This window comes from Streptomyces sp. NBC_00859, assembly GCF_045161865.1.
Taxonomy (GTDB): Bacteria; Actinomycetota; Actinomycetes; order Streptomycetales; family Streptomycetaceae; genus Streptomyces.
Genome location: NZ_CP108826.1, coordinates 488,460 through 502,738 on the forward strand (window position 1 = coordinate 488,460; position 14,279 = coordinate 502,738).

12 protein-coding genes are annotated in these 14,279 nt (G+C 69.6%); 5 read left to right on the forward strand and 7 right to left on the reverse strand.

Features of this window, described 5'->3' with window-relative positions:
• Window positions 1–7 precede the first annotated feature (7 nt).
• A complete protein-coding gene (gene rhaI / locus OG584_RS02275) occupies window positions 8–1,198 on the reverse strand; it encodes an L-rhamnose isomerase (protein WP_405774429.1) in 1,191 nt (396 codons plus the stop codon).
• Window positions 1,199–1,294: 96 nt separating this feature from the next.
• Window positions 1,295–2,578, reverse strand: a complete 1,284-nt coding sequence (locus OG584_RS02280) for an MFS transporter (protein WP_405774431.1) — start codon at window positions 2,576–2,578, stop codon at window positions 1,295–1,297.
• 396 nt (window positions 2,579–2,974) lie between these two features.
• Here OG584_RS02280 and OG584_RS02285 point away from each other — a divergent pair, with 396 nt between their 5' ends.
• Window positions 2,975–3,295: an L-rhamnose mutarotase gene (locus OG584_RS02285; protein ID WP_405774433.1), complete on the forward strand. Its 321-nt coding sequence runs from the start codon at window positions 2,975–2,977 to the stop codon at window positions 3,293–3,295.
• Window positions 3,296–3,400: 105 nt separating this feature from the next.
• Here the strand turns inward: OG584_RS02285 and OG584_RS02290 are convergent, their stop codons facing one another.
• The 3 genes from OG584_RS02290 to OG584_RS02300 all read right to left on the reverse strand — a co-directional run bounded on the left by OG584_RS02290 (window position 3,401) and on the right by OG584_RS02300 (window position 9,427).
• Window positions 3,401–5,623, reverse strand: a complete 2,223-nt coding sequence (locus tag OG584_RS02290) for an alpha-L-rhamnosidase C-terminal domain-containing protein (RefSeq protein WP_405774435.1) — start codon at window positions 5,621–5,623, stop codon at window positions 3,401–3,403.
• Between the two features lie 310 nt (window positions 5,624–5,933).
• Window positions 5,934–8,555: an alpha-L-rhamnosidase C-terminal domain-containing protein gene (locus OG584_RS02295; protein WP_405774437.1), complete on the reverse strand. Its 2,622-nt coding sequence runs from the start codon at window positions 8,553–8,555 to the stop codon at window positions 5,934–5,936.
• 197 nt (window positions 8,556–8,752) lie between these two features.
• A complete protein-coding gene (locus tag OG584_RS02300) occupies window positions 8,753–9,427 on the reverse strand; it encodes a PhzF family phenazine biosynthesis protein (RefSeq protein WP_405774438.1) in 675 nt (224 codons plus the stop codon).
• A 163-nt stretch (window positions 9,428–9,590) separates the two neighbouring features.
• On the opposite strand from OG584_RS02300, the gene OG584_RS02305 reads away from it, so the two are divergent.
• Window positions 9,591–10,079 (forward strand): nuclear transport factor 2 family protein, encoded by a 489-nt coding sequence (locus OG584_RS02305; protein ID WP_405774440.1) that lies wholly within the window; start codon window positions 9,591–9,593, stop codon window positions 10,077–10,079.
• Here the strand turns inward: OG584_RS02305 and OG584_RS02310 are convergent.
• Window positions 9,983–11,095: a hypothetical protein gene (locus OG584_RS02310; RefSeq protein WP_405774443.1), complete on the reverse strand. Its 1,113-nt coding sequence runs from the start codon at window positions 11,093–11,095 to the stop codon at window positions 9,983–9,985. The genes OG584_RS02305 and OG584_RS02310 overlap by 97 nt on opposite strands.
• A gap of 354 nt (window positions 11,096–11,449) precedes the next feature.
• Between OG584_RS02310 and OG584_RS02315 the strand changes: the two genes are divergently transcribed.
• The gene (locus tag OG584_RS02315) at window positions 11,450–11,860 is read left to right on the forward strand and encodes an ankyrin repeat domain-containing protein (RefSeq protein WP_405774445.1); all 411 of its coding nucleotides are present in this window, start codon (window positions 11,450–11,452) and stop codon (window positions 11,858–11,860) included.
• Here the strand turns inward: OG584_RS02315 and OG584_RS02320 are convergent.
• Window positions 11,857–13,068: an IS110 family transposase gene (locus tag OG584_RS02320; RefSeq protein ID WP_405774447.1), complete on the reverse strand. Its 1,212-nt coding sequence runs from the start codon at window positions 13,066–13,068 to the stop codon at window positions 11,857–11,859. The two genes, OG584_RS02315 and OG584_RS02320, sit on opposite strands and share 4 nt — an antisense overlap.
• A 454-nt stretch (window positions 13,069–13,522) precedes the next feature.
• Here OG584_RS02320 and OG584_RS02325 point away from each other — a divergent pair, with 454 nt between their 5' ends.
• Together OG584_RS02325 and OG584_RS02330 are read left to right on the forward strand one after the other, a co-directional pair.
• On the forward strand, window positions 13,523–13,771 hold the full coding sequence (locus OG584_RS02325; RefSeq protein ID WP_405774449.1) for a ribbon-helix-helix protein, CopG family: 249 nt from the start codon (window positions 13,523–13,525) through the stop codon (window positions 13,769–13,771).
• The gene (locus OG584_RS02330; RefSeq protein WP_405774451.1) at window positions 13,728–14,144 is read left to right on the forward strand and encodes a toxin Doc; all 417 of its coding nucleotides are present in this window, start codon (window positions 13,728–13,730) and stop codon (window positions 14,142–14,144) included. Before OG584_RS02325 ends, OG584_RS02330 begins: the two co-directional genes overlap by 44 nt.
• The last annotated feature ends 135 nt before the right edge of the window (window positions 14,145–14,279 follow it).

Consider the following 14,279-nt stretch of genomic DNA (forward strand, 5'->3'; position numbering starts at 1 on the left):
CGGGGGGTCAGGCGCCCCAGCCCGCCTGCCGGCCTCCGGCACGCTCCGCGACGATGCGCTCGGCCCAGCCGGAACGGTGGTAGGCGGCGACGGGGTCGGGTGCGAGGCCCTGTTCCTCGCGGACCTCGGCGAGCAGCGGCCTTACGTCGGTGTTGTAGGCATCCATCAGCACGGCGTTCGCGGCGAGCACATCGCCGGAGCGCTGCGCGGCGGACAGCAGACCGTCATCCACGAGGAGCGCCTTGGCCGTGGCCTCCTGGACGTTCATCACCGACCGGATGACCGCCGGGATCTTCGCCTCGATGTTGTGGCACTGATCGAGCATGAAAGCGATGCCGGCGTCCAGGCCGCCGCCGCGCCGCACCTCGTACATGATCCGGAACAGCTGGAAGGGGTCGGCCGCCCCCGCCATCAGGTCGTCGTCGGCGAAGAAACGGGAGTTGAAGTCGAACGCGCCGAGCTTCCCCTCACGCAGCAGGAGCGCGACGATGAACTCGATGTTGGTGCCCGGCGCGTGGTGGCCCGTGTCCACACACACCTTCGCCTTGTCGCCGAGCTTGAGGCAGTGCGCGTACGACGTGCCCCAGTCCGGCACGTCGGTCGCGTAGAAGGCGGGCTCGAAGAACTTGTACTCCAGGACCATCCGCTGGTCCTCGCCGAGCCGCTCGTACACCGCCCGGAGCGCATCGGCCAACCGGTCCTGCCGGGCACGGATGTCGTCCTGGCCGGGGTAGTTGGTGCCGTCCGAGAACCACAGCTTCAGATCGCGCGAGCCGGTCTCGTCCATGATGTCGACGCATTCCAGGAGATGACCGAGCGCCTTGCGGCGCACGGCCGGGTCCGGGTTGGTGACACTGCCCAGCTTGTAGTCGTCGTCCTGGAAGACGTTGGAGTTGACCGTGCCGAGCTTCACTCCGCGCTCCGCGGCGTACTTGGCGAGGTCCTGGTAGCCGTCCGGCCCTTCGACCCTGTCCCACGGGATGTGCAGCGCCACCGTGGGCGCCACCCCGGTGAACTCGTGCACTTTCGCGGCGTCGTCCAGCTTTTCGCGCGGAGTGCACGGGACGCCGGCCTGGGTGAACACCTTGAAACGGGTACCCGAGTTTCCGTAGGCCCAGGACGGGGTCTCGATCGCCTGCCGCTTCAGGACCGCCTTGGCCGCCGCCGTCCGTGCGTCGTGTGCTGTGGGCTCGGTCATTTCTCTCCCGGTGTGGATCATCATCGTAATGAAACGATTCAATATGTGACGCTAGAGCGCCTGCGCAGGCCTGTCAACAGCCGTGCACGCTCTCGTTCAGGCCGCGGCCCGCTCCGCTTCGAGCTGGTCGAGGGACTTGCCTGTGGTATTCGGCATGAACAGCCCGATGATGCCGCCCACCAGCAGACAGAAGGTGAGAAAACCGGCGACCGGAGTGATCCCGGTCTTGGCCAGGGTCGGCACGAAGAAGGACCAGATGCCGAGGAAGATCCGGGCCACACCGAAGGAGATGCCCTGCGCGGTGCCGCGCAGGGTGGTCGGGAACAGCTCCTGGCTGACGGTCTTGTAGAAGCCCTCGCCCGCCATGGTCTGGCCGATGCCGAAGAGGACCACGTTGAAGATGATCGTCGAGATAGTGAAGGGAAGCACGAGGAAGAGACCGTACGCCGCTATCTGCATCACCGAACCGGTGATCCACATCGCCCTGCGGTACTTGTGGCCCTTGTCCGCGAGGCGCATATAGATGGCGACCGTGCCGACGATGGCCAGCGCGAAGCTCGCGCACGACAGCAGCACACTGGTGCCCTGGCTGCCGGCGCCCAGCGTCTTGACCATGTACGGGGTGAAGACACCGTTCGTCCCGGCGGCGAGGTTCCAGAACAGGTAGATGCCACCGGAGTAGAACAGCGCCCGCAGGTTCGGGCCGCTGAGCAGGTCCCGGACCCTGGCCTTCGCCACCTTGCCGGACTGCGACGCCTTCTTCCACGCCACGGACTCCGTCATGCCCCGGCGCAGCGCGTAGGTGACGAGCGCGACCACGAACAGTTGCAGGAAGACGATCCGGATGCCGAGCAGCCCGAGCCCGGACACCGCCCACGCCAGCAGGAGCACGACGACCGGGCCGAGGTTCCAGGTGACCTGGGTGAGACCCATCAGCCTGCCGCGCGCCTTCGCCGGGGAGAACTCACCGACCAGGGCGAGCGACGTGGGGACGTCCGCGCCGACCGCGAGGCCGACGACGAACGTACCCAGGAACAGCATGAGCGGGTTGACCGCGAAAGCGATGAGCAGCACCGCGCCCGCGTAGACGAGCAGGTCGTACTGGTAGATCCGCTTGCGCCCGAGCTTGTCTCCGAGCCGGCCGCCGATGAAGGCGCCGATGGCCGCCCCGACGGCGTTCGGGCCGATGGCCGTCAGAGTGCCCACCGCGTCACTCGACAGGCCCATCCTGTCCTGGAAGAGCGACAGTCCCGAGCCGAGGGCGACGATCGAGCCGGCGTCCAGATAGGAGGCCATGCCGGCCAGGGCGGTCCACTTCCACTGCTGCCTGGTGACGACGCCGTCCTCGGCAGCGGCCGTGGTGTCCTGTGCAGTCTCCACAGACGTCACGATGCTCCTTTGTCCTGTTGATCGGGCAGGGGGAGGACAGCCGGACAGATTCCGGCTGCCAGTATGAGGGGGATGCACATCCACACGTGCGGGCCTGCGGCCCGCCTGCCCGCTGAACGCGGACGGTCCGGTCTCCCGGGTCGTGGAGCACTGATTGAAACGACTCAAACATGACCTGTGCAGGAGAAGCCCGTCAAGACATTCAGGCGTAACTATTCAGCCATCCGCACGTTACGTCGACCTCCCCCCGGGACAAAGCGCAGGCAAACGGCACACAGAGGCTCCACGCCGGGGTTGACTGCCACTTCCGGACGCACGTACCTTCGCCAGGATTGAATTGAATCCTTTCAATCCGTGCCCCTGTGTGGCACCGGAGAGGAGCTGCCCGTGCACCGCGTCTGCTTCCTGTTGAAGGTCCGTCAGGACCGGCTCGACGCTTACCGTGAACGGCATGCCGACGTCTGGCCGGAGATGCTCACGGCGCTCGCTGAGGCCGGCTGGCACAACTACTCGCTCTTCCTACGCCAGGACGGCCTCCTCGTCGGCTATCTGGAGACCGAGGACTTCGCCGCGGCGCAGGCCGCGATGGCGGCGACCGATGTCAATGCCCGCTGGCAGGCCGACATGGCGGACTACTTCGAGGAGCTGGACGGCAGCGGGCCCGACGAAGCGATGCGGCCGCTCACCGAGGTCTTCCACCTGGCGTGACCCGACGCGCGCATGCGGCCGGGGCAACCTGGGGGCCGCCGGGCCTCAGCTCCACGGGCCTCCGCCGGAGAGAGCTCCGGCAGAGGCCCGTGGCAGCGCACCATCTCAGCGTCGGCGCCGGCGTACCGTCACGTCGTGGGTACCGCCGGACAGTCCGGACAGGATGACTCGCCCCGGTTCCGCACGGGCCCCGTGGGAGCGCGCCGCCCCGTCCCACGCGCGGGTCCCGTCGACCCGGACCGTGCATCCGCCGTCGGGCACCGGCACCACGACCTCCCCCACTTCCCCGGCCGGCGCCCCGACCTTGAGGTCGAAGCCACCGTGCGCACGCGTCCGCCACGACACCCGGATCACGCCGGAAGGCGTTGTCAACTGGCCCTCGGCACGGCTCAGTCCACCCGGCCGGGGCGCTACGCGGTAGCCCGCGCCGCCATCGGGTGACGGCGTGATGCCGAGCAGGTAGTAGGTCAGCGCTGACGTCGGACCCGTCGACCAGCCGTGGGACGCGCTCATGTAGGAACCGCTGTAGTCGGATGTGCCGTCGGTGCGGTAGCCCTCCCAGAACGTACTCGCGGTGCCATGAGGGGCGTTCAGCATGAAGCCCCACTCACGGCGGATCAGCTCCAGAGCGGTGTCGTCACGGCCCGCCGCGAAGTGGGCGTGCACCTCCATACCGCCGGGGAACGGATGGACCGATTCGGCGCTCTTCTCGGGGGTGGGCGCCCCGACCTTGGTCCAGCGTTCCGCCAGCGCCCGGCTGACGGTCGCCGCCCGTCCGTCGCCGGTCGCCAGGCCGAACCACACGGCGAGTGCGTTGCCGTCCTGCGGGTGCAGCGCCGCGCCGTCGCCCGTGGGCTTGTCCCGGTACAGGCCCGCCGACTCGTCCCAGTAGCCGCCGGCGTCGACCGCTCGCTTCAGCCTCCCGGCGTGCTGTGTGCTGGTGGCCGCGGTACCGGCGTCCCCCATCGCCGTGGCGAGCGGGGCTGCCACGACCAGCGCCCGGTACATGACCGCGTTCGCTTCCAGGTTCTTGCCGTCGGCGTCGGTACGGGCCCAGTCGGCGGTGGCGGTCACCGCCAGCAGGCCGTCGTCGTCGATCTTCGCCACCGCGTAGGCGAGTGCCTTGCGGTAGGCGCCGTAGACCGTGCGCATCCAGTCGAGGTCGCCGGAGAGCTGGACGTAGGCGGCCGTCCCGATCAGCGTCCACAGATGGTAGGCGTCCGAGTTGCCCACGGAGTTGACGGCCGGGCCCGCGTAGGGGAGCGCCCCGGTTGCCGGGTCCTGGTGGTTGTAGAGCGTCTGCAGGGCGTTGCGTACGGTGCCGAGGTCGCCCAGCGAAACATGGTCCGTCAGCACGGAGATGCCCAGGTCGCCGGGCCACACCGTACGGTCCCGCTTGGCGCCGTCCACCAGTACGGTGTCGCCCGACTCGCCGACCCGGCCGGAGTTGTCCCAGCCGGCTGCCGGTGGTCCCCAGACCCTCCCCTGGTCGCCCGCGACGATGTTCGTCTGCACCGTGTAGGCGCCCGCGTACCAGATGCGGTTCAGCAGCTCGTCGTCGCAGTGGAAGTAGTTCGGGTAGGCGCGCAGGTCGGAGGCGTTCGGCGCGAAGGTGATGCGTACCGTCACGTCGGTGAGCACCACCGCTCCGGCCGTCTCGTTGACCACGGTGAGGTAGCGGAACCCGCCCCGCAGCATTCCGGCCGGACCGGCGGCGGCCTCCGCCGGGGCTCCCGCGACCGGTGTGTCCTTCGCGGTGTCCACCGTGCCGCCGGGAGACACCGCGTAGCGCACAGCCGGCTCGTCGTTGCTGCCTCCGTTGGAACCGTCGCTCGCCGACGGGCTGACGTAGGTGGAGAGTTCGCTGTAGGTGAGTCCGACGACCTGGTCGTTGTCGCTGCCCGCCGCGAAGGCGACGGTGACGAATCCCCCGACCTCCTTGCCGAAGTCCAGGGTGACGGACGATCCCGTGCCGGTCAGGCGTGCGGCGCCCCCGCCGTGGCCGGACGAGAGGGAACCCGTGTTCTCTGCCGTGCCTGTGGTCGCGTACACGGCGACCGGACGCACCGTACGGCCGGCCGGGGACAGATTGTGGGCATCCCACGGCCCGGCCGGGGCCTTGCGGTACGCCTGCCCGGCAGTGGCTCTGACCGGAGTGACTGGAGTGGCCGGGGTCGCCGTCCCACCGGATGCGGTGTCCGGACCGGCCGGCGGCGAGGCCGCCTCGGCGGAGGTGGTGGGCAGCGCTCCCGCCGCCGCGACGACCGCTGCGATCCCGCTCGTGAGGAAGGCGCGCCGATGCGGGCCCTGGCCCGACGTGTGATGCATGAAGATCCTTAGAACGTGAGAGGACGTACCTGTGCCGTGGGTCCCGCAGGCGCGGCTCGTCCGCGGGCGCGCCGCTGCCCGGGGGCCCGGCCCGGCCGGGCCCGCTGTGTCTCAGGGTCCTTGCACTATGAGCCCGGTGAGGCCGCGTGGGCCGGTCCCCCGCATCGCGAGGCGCCGGAGAGTCCAGGAGGGGGGTCTCCCCCCACCCCTGGCCATCAATGCCTTGGGGAGGAGCCACCCGGGCTTTTCGGCAACGCCGCGAGACGCGGCACCGGTCCACGCGACCGAGCGAGCACAGTGCAAGGACCCCTCAGTGCTCGCGGACGAGAGTGAGCCGGTGGGTGCCGTGCGCGAGTCCGGTGACGGTCACCCGGTCACCGTCACGCCGCACCCCGGACCCGGTGGCCCGGTCCCCGTTCCACAGTGTTTGCCTGCCGGAGCGCACGGTGGCGCGGTGGCCGTCCGTGGGCAGAGCCACCGAGCCTCGCGACCCCCGCGGCACCCGCACGGTGAGGGTGAACGTCGTGCCGTCGTTTTCCCACTCGACGCCGAGCGGCCCCTGCGGTGTGGGGAGTTGGCCCTGCGCCCAGCCGACCGAGCCCGGATGCGGGCGCACTTCCCAGGTGGCGTACCCGGGCGACGTCGGCTTCGCGCCGAGCAGTTGGTGGGTGAGTGCCGGCAGGACCCCGGTGGACCAGCCATGTGCCATGCTCGTGAAACCCTGCTCGTACAGCGACCCGTTCGGGCCGACGCCCTCCCACTGCGTGGTGCCGGGGTCGTGGCTCTCCATCCACCCGTAGGTGCGTTTGATCTGGTCGATCGCCGAGTCGGCCAGACCGGTCTCGAAGCGCGCCACCAGCTCCGGGTAGGAGGTGAACGCGTACACCCGCTGCGAGGCACCGCCGAAGAGTGTGTCGTTGTCCATGAAGGCGTTGCCGTACCGGAGCTTCGTCGTCGCGTCGAGGTGTGCCAGCGCCGAGGCCGCACGGCGTGTGTCGGCGACACCCGCCGTGATGGCGATGGCGTTTCCGTCCTGGGCGTGCCGGACCGCGCCCGTCGAGGAGTCCAGGTAGGCGCCCGCCGTGTCGTCCCAGAGATGGGCGTTGACGGCCTCGGCCACCGTGCGGGCCCGGTCCGACCACCGCCCGGCATCCGCGTCGTGGCCCAGGAGGGCGGCGATACGCGCGGCGTCGTTCAGCGCCTGCACGTAGTTGGCGTTGTAGTAGGTGATCCGGCCGGTGCGGCCGAGGAACGCGTAGTCGCCGTAGTCGGATGTGCCGTTCAGCCCCTTGCTCAGCAGTCCCGCGTCGTCCGTCACGCTCGGGTACCAGCTGTCGAGCAGCTTCACCAGCTGCGGGTAGTAGCGCGCCGCGTAGTCCCGGTCCCCGGTGTAGAGGACGTAGTCCCAGCTGCACGTCACCCACCACAGCGGGTAGTCGAACAGCGGGAGCGTGTAGTTGTTGATGGAAGCCGGTGGGATCCATCCGTCGGCCCGCTGGTGGTCGGCGAGATCGGCCAGTACGTTGCGTGCCGCCTCGGCCGCGTCGTCATGCGTGAGGTACAGGGTGCGGCCCGACACCGCTACGTCACCGACATAGGGGTCGCGGTCCCGCTTGGCGCCGTCGTGCAGGACCAGTTTGCCGTCCAACGAGGCGCTGAAGGCGTTCCGCGGGTCCACGTCGTCCGCGCGGAAGGTGTCGGTGACGAGCTCGTTCGTGTAGGCCGCGCCGTACCAGTAGCGGTTCAGCTCCTCGTCGGAGCAGAGAAACCAGCCGCGGTAGGACTCCGGGGTGCCGAGGTAGCCGGTGAAGTCGAGAGACACCGCGTCGACGGCCACGGTGCCCCACGGCTGGGCGGCCGGCGCGTCGGCCGGCAGTGCGTCCAGTGTGATCCTCAGGTAGCGGAAGCCGTGCAGTCCGTCGGCGTACAGCTTGTCGCCGCCCGAACCGAAGCCCTTGGTGTCCGTCCACACGGCGCCTGCGGCGGGCACCGCGTACTGATCGGTGCCCTGCCCCGCTCCCCCGGCCTGGTCGGCGCGGGTGAAGTCGGACCGGTCGGTGAGATACCGCAGAGTCTCGGAGAAGGCCAGGCGGACTCCGGGGTGGTTGTCCGATGCCCAGGCGAAGTCGACCTTCGGGTATCCGACGACCACCTTGCCGAAGTCGAGCGTCACACTGGGCGCCGCCACCGGGTCGACCGCTTCCGGCCAGACCTCGTTGACGCGTGTGAACACGCCCTGCCCGTTGTCCTGGTCGGCAGTTACGCTGATCCGCACCTGGGTGGTGGTGACCGGGGAATCGAAGCGGACGGCACGCTGTACGGCACTGTTGCCGGTGACGGTGGCGACCGTCCGCCAGCTGGAGTCCGTCCGGACCTCTACGGTGAACTCGGCGGGCACACCATCGGTGTTGGACACCACCGTCACACCGGGCAGCTCGTGCTCGGCGGGAAGGGTGATGGTCAGGACGTCCGGAAAGGCGCCCTCGGTATCATCGTTCCAGAAAGTGCCGGGGTCGCCGTCGATGGCATTGTCCGCGGCATAGGTACGCGGACGGCCGTCGCTTCCGTTGTTGCCCGCGTGCACGGAGGACGCCTCGGCCGTCGTGCCCTCCGGCCAGCGTGGCGCCGCGGGCGGCTGGGCGCGCCGCAGGACGGTGACCTGGCCACCGGGGGCCAGCAATGCCTCGGGCCTGGTCACCTTCCCTGCCGACGCGACGATCCGTACGGGCCGCACGCTTCGCCGGGAGGGCCCCTGTACGTACCGTTGCCATGCCCGGGTCACCGATTGCCCGGCCGGCGGCCCGCCATCTGCTGAGGCCGGTCCGGCGGCGACGAGCGGCAGCCCGGCGGCGGCCAGCACCACACCGCCGACGCCTGCTTCGAGCACGGTGCGCCGGTCAGGCCCCGGTCCTGCTTTCGCTTCCCTCGTCACTCGGTCTCCGTCCCTCTGCGCGCAGCACTGGGCACCGCGCGACATGAATCGTTTCAATCCCTGACGTCACGGCGACGGTATACGGGCGCGGGGAGCCCGTACAGGGTGTGACGGCAGATCGTCGGCAGACGACTGCCGGACGACGGGAACGAATCGGGATAACGAATCGGGATTCGGGAGACCGCTCCGGAAGAGTCCTACAGCGGACGGCTCCCGGCCGCCGCGACGCGACCGCCGAGCTCGATCCACCCTTCGTCGCAGACGCGTGCCACGATGTCGGAGCCTTCGCCCTGGCTGATCCGCAGATCGCGGCCCAGTTCGCCCGCCAGCAGCATCGCCGCCGAGCCGGTCGCCTCGTCCTCGACGATGGCGTCGCCGCGTCGCGGGAACCCGCGCGCCCGGACGGTGCCCGCGGCCTCGTCCTCCCATGCCCACGCGTACAGCCAGCCGTCGCCTGCCGGAGGTGCGGGGAGGGCCTCGACCTCCGCGACGGACGGAAACCTCTGCGTGCGCTTGCCCGATATCCATTCCGGCCGTCCGCGGACCCAGGTGAACTCTCCGTCGGCCCAGGTGGCCGCATCACCCGCCGCCGTCCGCAGCACATCGACCGTGGTGCCGTGTTCCCGCAGCAGCCACGCCGTACCGATGAGCGGATAGCCGGCGAACGGCAACCGCACGCTCGGCGTGTAGATGTCGACCTCACCACGGGTGGCGTCATCCACGAACACAGTCTCGGAGAAGCCGAGCCGCCGGGCCACTTCCTGGCGTTCTTGCGTGCCCGGCACCGCCGCTCCGTCGCGGACCACACCGAGCGGGCTGCCCCCGGTCCCGTCGGACCGTACGAACACCCGCACCATCTCAAGATCAGTCATATGGCAACTAAAGCACGGGCTCCAACTGCCTGTCCGAGCAGCGGGTTACAGCTACCGGGAACCTGGATCCGGGACCCGCGACAGGCCCGGCAGAGCCGCCGGACCGCTGCTCGGAGGCGAAAACGACTCGTGGAGTGCTGCGCAGCCCTGGTAAGAAGCAGGCATGGCCACCGAAGCACTTGCCCCCCTGGACCATCTGCTCGCCGAGCGAGCCTGCGAGCGCCTGATCACCGAGTTCGTCCGCACACTCGACCTGGGTGAGCCGGGCGAGGTGGCTGAGCTGTTCACACACGACGGGATCTGGGAGTGGGCCGAGGGCGACCGCAGGATTGAGGGCCGTGACGCACTTCGCGCCTACTTCGGCTCCCGGCCCGACGACCGGCTTTCCCGACGGATATGCACGAACATCCTGGTGACCCTCACATCCGGCACGACCGCGACGGCAACCACCTACTTCACGACGTACCGTGTCGACGGCCATACCGAAGGCATGGAGCCCCCTCGGCTGCCCGCGCAGGTGGGACACTACGAGGACACCTTCCGCAAAGTGGACAATCAGTGGCTCCTCGGCACTCGTTCCACCTTTCTCGCTTTCGCCGGACCCACCGAGCGCATCGGACCGGCCGACGAGTCTCGAGGTGGCCAGGGCTGAGGAGTGGCTGACGCACCTCCCCCGTACGCCTTCCCGGGTCGCAGCGTCCAGGGCACCGGTCCCGTATTGGTCAGCCACCCGTCGGCGATCAGCTGCCCGACGATGAAGGCGCGGAGCGGACGCGGCTGCTTTCCCCAGCCCAGGCCTTTGCACAGCTGCTTGATGGACGGGCCGTGGCGGTGGTCCGTGCGGAATGCCGCAGCGAACTCCGCTGCCCGAGGGCCACGGTCCGGCTGGGTGTGCTGCCACTGCGTGTAGGCGGTGCGCACCTGCTCGGGGCACGGCTTGCGAACGGTCGTCTTCATGAACGCCTCCGCCACCCGCGCGGCGGAGAACCCGCACAGCGGACAGCGTTCGACGTTCTCGACGTGCCGGAGCAGCGCCGCACTCGCCTGCGCCTTCCAGCCGTCCCAACTCGGCGGCTCAGCGGCTTCTCCGGCGGGACGGCCCGGCAACGGCTGCTCGTGCGGGTGGAGATACCTCCCCGACAGGTGGCCCACGGCTTCGGACAGCCGGTACTGGTCTCCCTCGATCTCGGACAGGAAACCCTTGGCCAGGAGCTCCGGAAGAGCAGCTCGGCACTGTGCGGGAAGGCCGTCGGGAAGGCTGCCCCGGCCGTCGGACGAGCTGTGCGCGGCCATGAGAAGTGCGGCCAGCCGGGCCGGGGACGACGCCTTCTTGACCGGTTTGGCGGCCAGGGTACGCGTGGACCAGCCCGAGACCCGGGACCGGGCCGGTTTGCCGAAGGGGAGCCTGCAGCCGGCTCCGTCCGCCAGTTCGGGCACGGTGACGGACACCGGTGTATCGGGATCCCCGGTCAGCAGGTCACCATCGGGCTGCCAGCCCAGAGCGGTCACAGCGGCGACGGCGCCCTCGGCGTCCGCCAGGCGCAGGGAGCGCAGGTCCACTCCCGTCAGGTTGGCCGCCCCGCGGCGGGCGGCGCGGACGGCGACGACCACGGCAAGCAACTGGGCGTCGGAGCCGTCCAGTGGCAGTGACCCCACGTAGTCCAGCAACGTGCGGGCCGCCTCTCCTTGCCGGGCCGTCAGCAGGAAGGGACGAGGCGGGCTCTTCGCTGTCGAGGCCGCCGCTGGAGAGGATGAAGCGGGCAGAGTGTTCGGCACACCATGGACAACGTCCACGGCCAACCGAAGTCACCGTCAGGGGCGTTGTGCGTGGCCGAGCTCACACTTCACAGCGGAGCGACTGGTACGCGGGTCGGGGCCACCACAGCCTGTACAGGCCGTTGTGCGCCCGTGTCAGTCGTGGAACTCCGCCCGGGTCCGGGGGCCCGCCCGCCCGTGTCCCGGACCATTCCGCCGGGGGGGGTGCCCCTATCTGTTTGGTCAAGCCGGGTGAGGATGGTTGGCATGACGGATCGGGATCGGTTGGGGCGGATGGCGGTGCACTATGCCGCTGCCGATGGGGACGTGGATGTGCTGAGGGTGCTGTTGGCTGAGGGTGCCGACCCGGGGGCTGCTGATGCCGATGGCTGGACGCCGTTGCATTTTGCGGCGCAGGCCCAGGATCCCCTGGTCGTCGAAGCCCTGCTTGCCGCCGGTGTGACGGTCGATGCTGCGGACCGTCATGGCAATACGCCGCTGTGGAGGGCGGTGTTCTGTTCGCGGGGCGAGGGCGCGGTGATTCGGCTGCTGCTGGAAGCAGGTGCCGACTCCGACCGTGTGAACGCTCATGGAGCGAGCCCGCGGACGTTGGCGGACCGGATCGCCAATCACGACGTGGCCCGCCACCTTCCGGGTTGTGAAGAGACTCTCGCCTAGGCTCCGCTGTCGGCCGTGGCGGGTCGCGGTTCGTAGAAGGTTCCGTCGCGGAGCATCGCGAAGAGGACGTCGGCCCGTCGTCGGGCGAGGCAGAGCAGTGCTTGGGTGTGGTGCTTCCCTTGGGTGATCTTCTTGTCGTAGTAGGTCCGCGATGCCGGGTCGCCTAGGGCGGCGAAAGCGGAGAGGAAGAAGGCCCGTTTGAGCTGCTTGTTTCCTCTCCGGGATGGCTGTTCGCCGCGGATCGAGGAGCCTGAGCTGCGGGTCGCGGGGGCGAGTCCTGCATAGGCGGCGAGGTGGCCGGCGGTCGGGAAGGTGCTGCCGTCGCCGACCTCGATCAGGATCCGTGCTCCGGTCCTGACGCCGACTCCCGGCATCGACCTCAGGACCTTCGAAAGGGGGTGGGCCTCCAGGAGTTCCTCGATCCGTGCGGCCAGAAGTTTGCGCTGGTCGAGGACCGCTGTCAGGGATCCGGCCAGGCTCGGGACGATCAGTGCCGCCGCCTCGGTGCCCGGGACGGTGACGGTCTGCTCGTCCAGGGCGTCGAAGATGTCCTCGCCCAGTCGTTCTGCCATCCGTGGGGCCTTCGGCCGCAACAGCGTGACCAGGCGGCGCCGACCCGCCTTGCGGATCTGGGCGGGTGACCCGAACCGCTCCAGCAAGGTCAGGACGGCCGGGTGCTGCAACCGCGGCCCCAGAACTCGCTCCAGCGACGGATGGATCTGGGTCAGCAGGCCGTGGAGCCGGTTCGCGACCCTCGTTGCCTCCCCGGCCAGGTCGTCGTCGAACCCGACGATCATCTCCAGTTCGGCGATCGTCTCGTCCTCGCCGTCGATCGCCCGCAGCGTGTGAGGCATCGCGCGGGGCGCGTCCGCGATGATGAACGCATCCTTCGCGTCCGTCTTGGCCTCGCCCGGGTAGAGGTCGGCGATCCGCCTCATCGTCAGGCCCGGTAAGTAGGCGACCGGGCAGCCCATGTCCCGTGCGACCGCCAGCGGCAGGGCGCCGATTGAGGCCGGCTGGTCGACCACGACCAGCACCGTCCCGTGCTTGGCCTTCAGCTTGGCGAACAGCTCCCGGAGTTTGGGTTCGGTGTTGGGCAGCCGCTTGTCGAACGCCTTCTTCCCGGCCGGTGTGACGGCGGTAGCGTGGTGTTCGCCCTTGCCGACGTCCAGGCCGAGGAAGACGTCGATGTCGCCGGTATCGATCACGTGCAGGCCCCTCCATCACGCTTTCGTCCGGCCTTGCCTCGGCACCGAGCTGCCACATCCACGTTACGGAGAGCTCTTCCGGCTCGGGTGAAGCCGGTGCTCAAGCCCCTCATCAGCGGTCCGTCGATGCCTCCGGACCCGGTGACACCACCCCCCGGATCATGAACAACAAGGGGGGGAAGTCATGCCGGACCCGAAGGCCGGAGGCCCCATTGCGGAGCCACGAAAAAGGTAACGGGGGGGGACCGCGGTCCTCTGGACGGCCGGAGCACATCGGTTTGATCGGACTCTTCCCGGAGTCGGGCACGGAGTCACAGCGCCGGTCGGAGCCTCCAGTCGCATCGGGAGTGGCCGGTCGCATCGGGAGTGGCCGGGGCGGTCGCAGCCGGTCGGGGCGAGCGCCCGGGGACGCGGGCCGGTATCCGTGCTGTACGCCTTGCTGTACGGTCGGAGTATGTCGAAGCCAGTGACGATCCGGGTCGATGACGCATTGCACGCACTGCTCAAGGAGCGCGCCGAAGCCGAGGGAACGACGGTGACCGCGCTCATCGCCCGAGCCGCACACGACGCCGTCCGCGACCCCCGCCTCGAAGGCGCCGCGGAGGTGTTCCGTGCGTTCGTCCACGACAACGCCGACGCGTTCGACGACGCCTTCCCGGATGACGCGCCGTCCTTGCTCGACTCTCCGGGGCGGGCCGCCTGACGTGGAGCTCCATGTGGATATCCGCTGGCTGCTGGAGCGCCAGGCGGAGGCGCTGCCCAAACATCCGCACATCCACGACTTCTCCAGCCTCGTGGCAGCCGTCGGCCGGCACCGCGTCAACACCCCCAGGGTCGGAGCCACCGTCGACAACTCCTGGCGTGCCGCCGCCCTGATGCACTCGGTCATCAGGCTGCGGCCCCTGCCGGCCCGCAACGCCTTGTTCGGTGTGGGTCTGGTCGTCGCGTACATGGACGCCGCGGGCGAGGGTATCGACGCTCCCTACGGCGCACTGATCGACCTCGCCCGCGACATCGACACCGGCCGTTGCGACGCGTACGACGCGGCCGACCGCATCCGGTCCTGGCGGATCTGACCCGTGGGGCGGTCGCCCCTCGCCGCCCGTCTCCCGCCCGCTGCGGCCGGGGCGTGCGTGATCCGATCACGCCTGCGTCCGGGTCAGTTGGTCCGGAACGGCCCCGTGGCGGTGGCGAGGGTCCGGGAGGCCGGG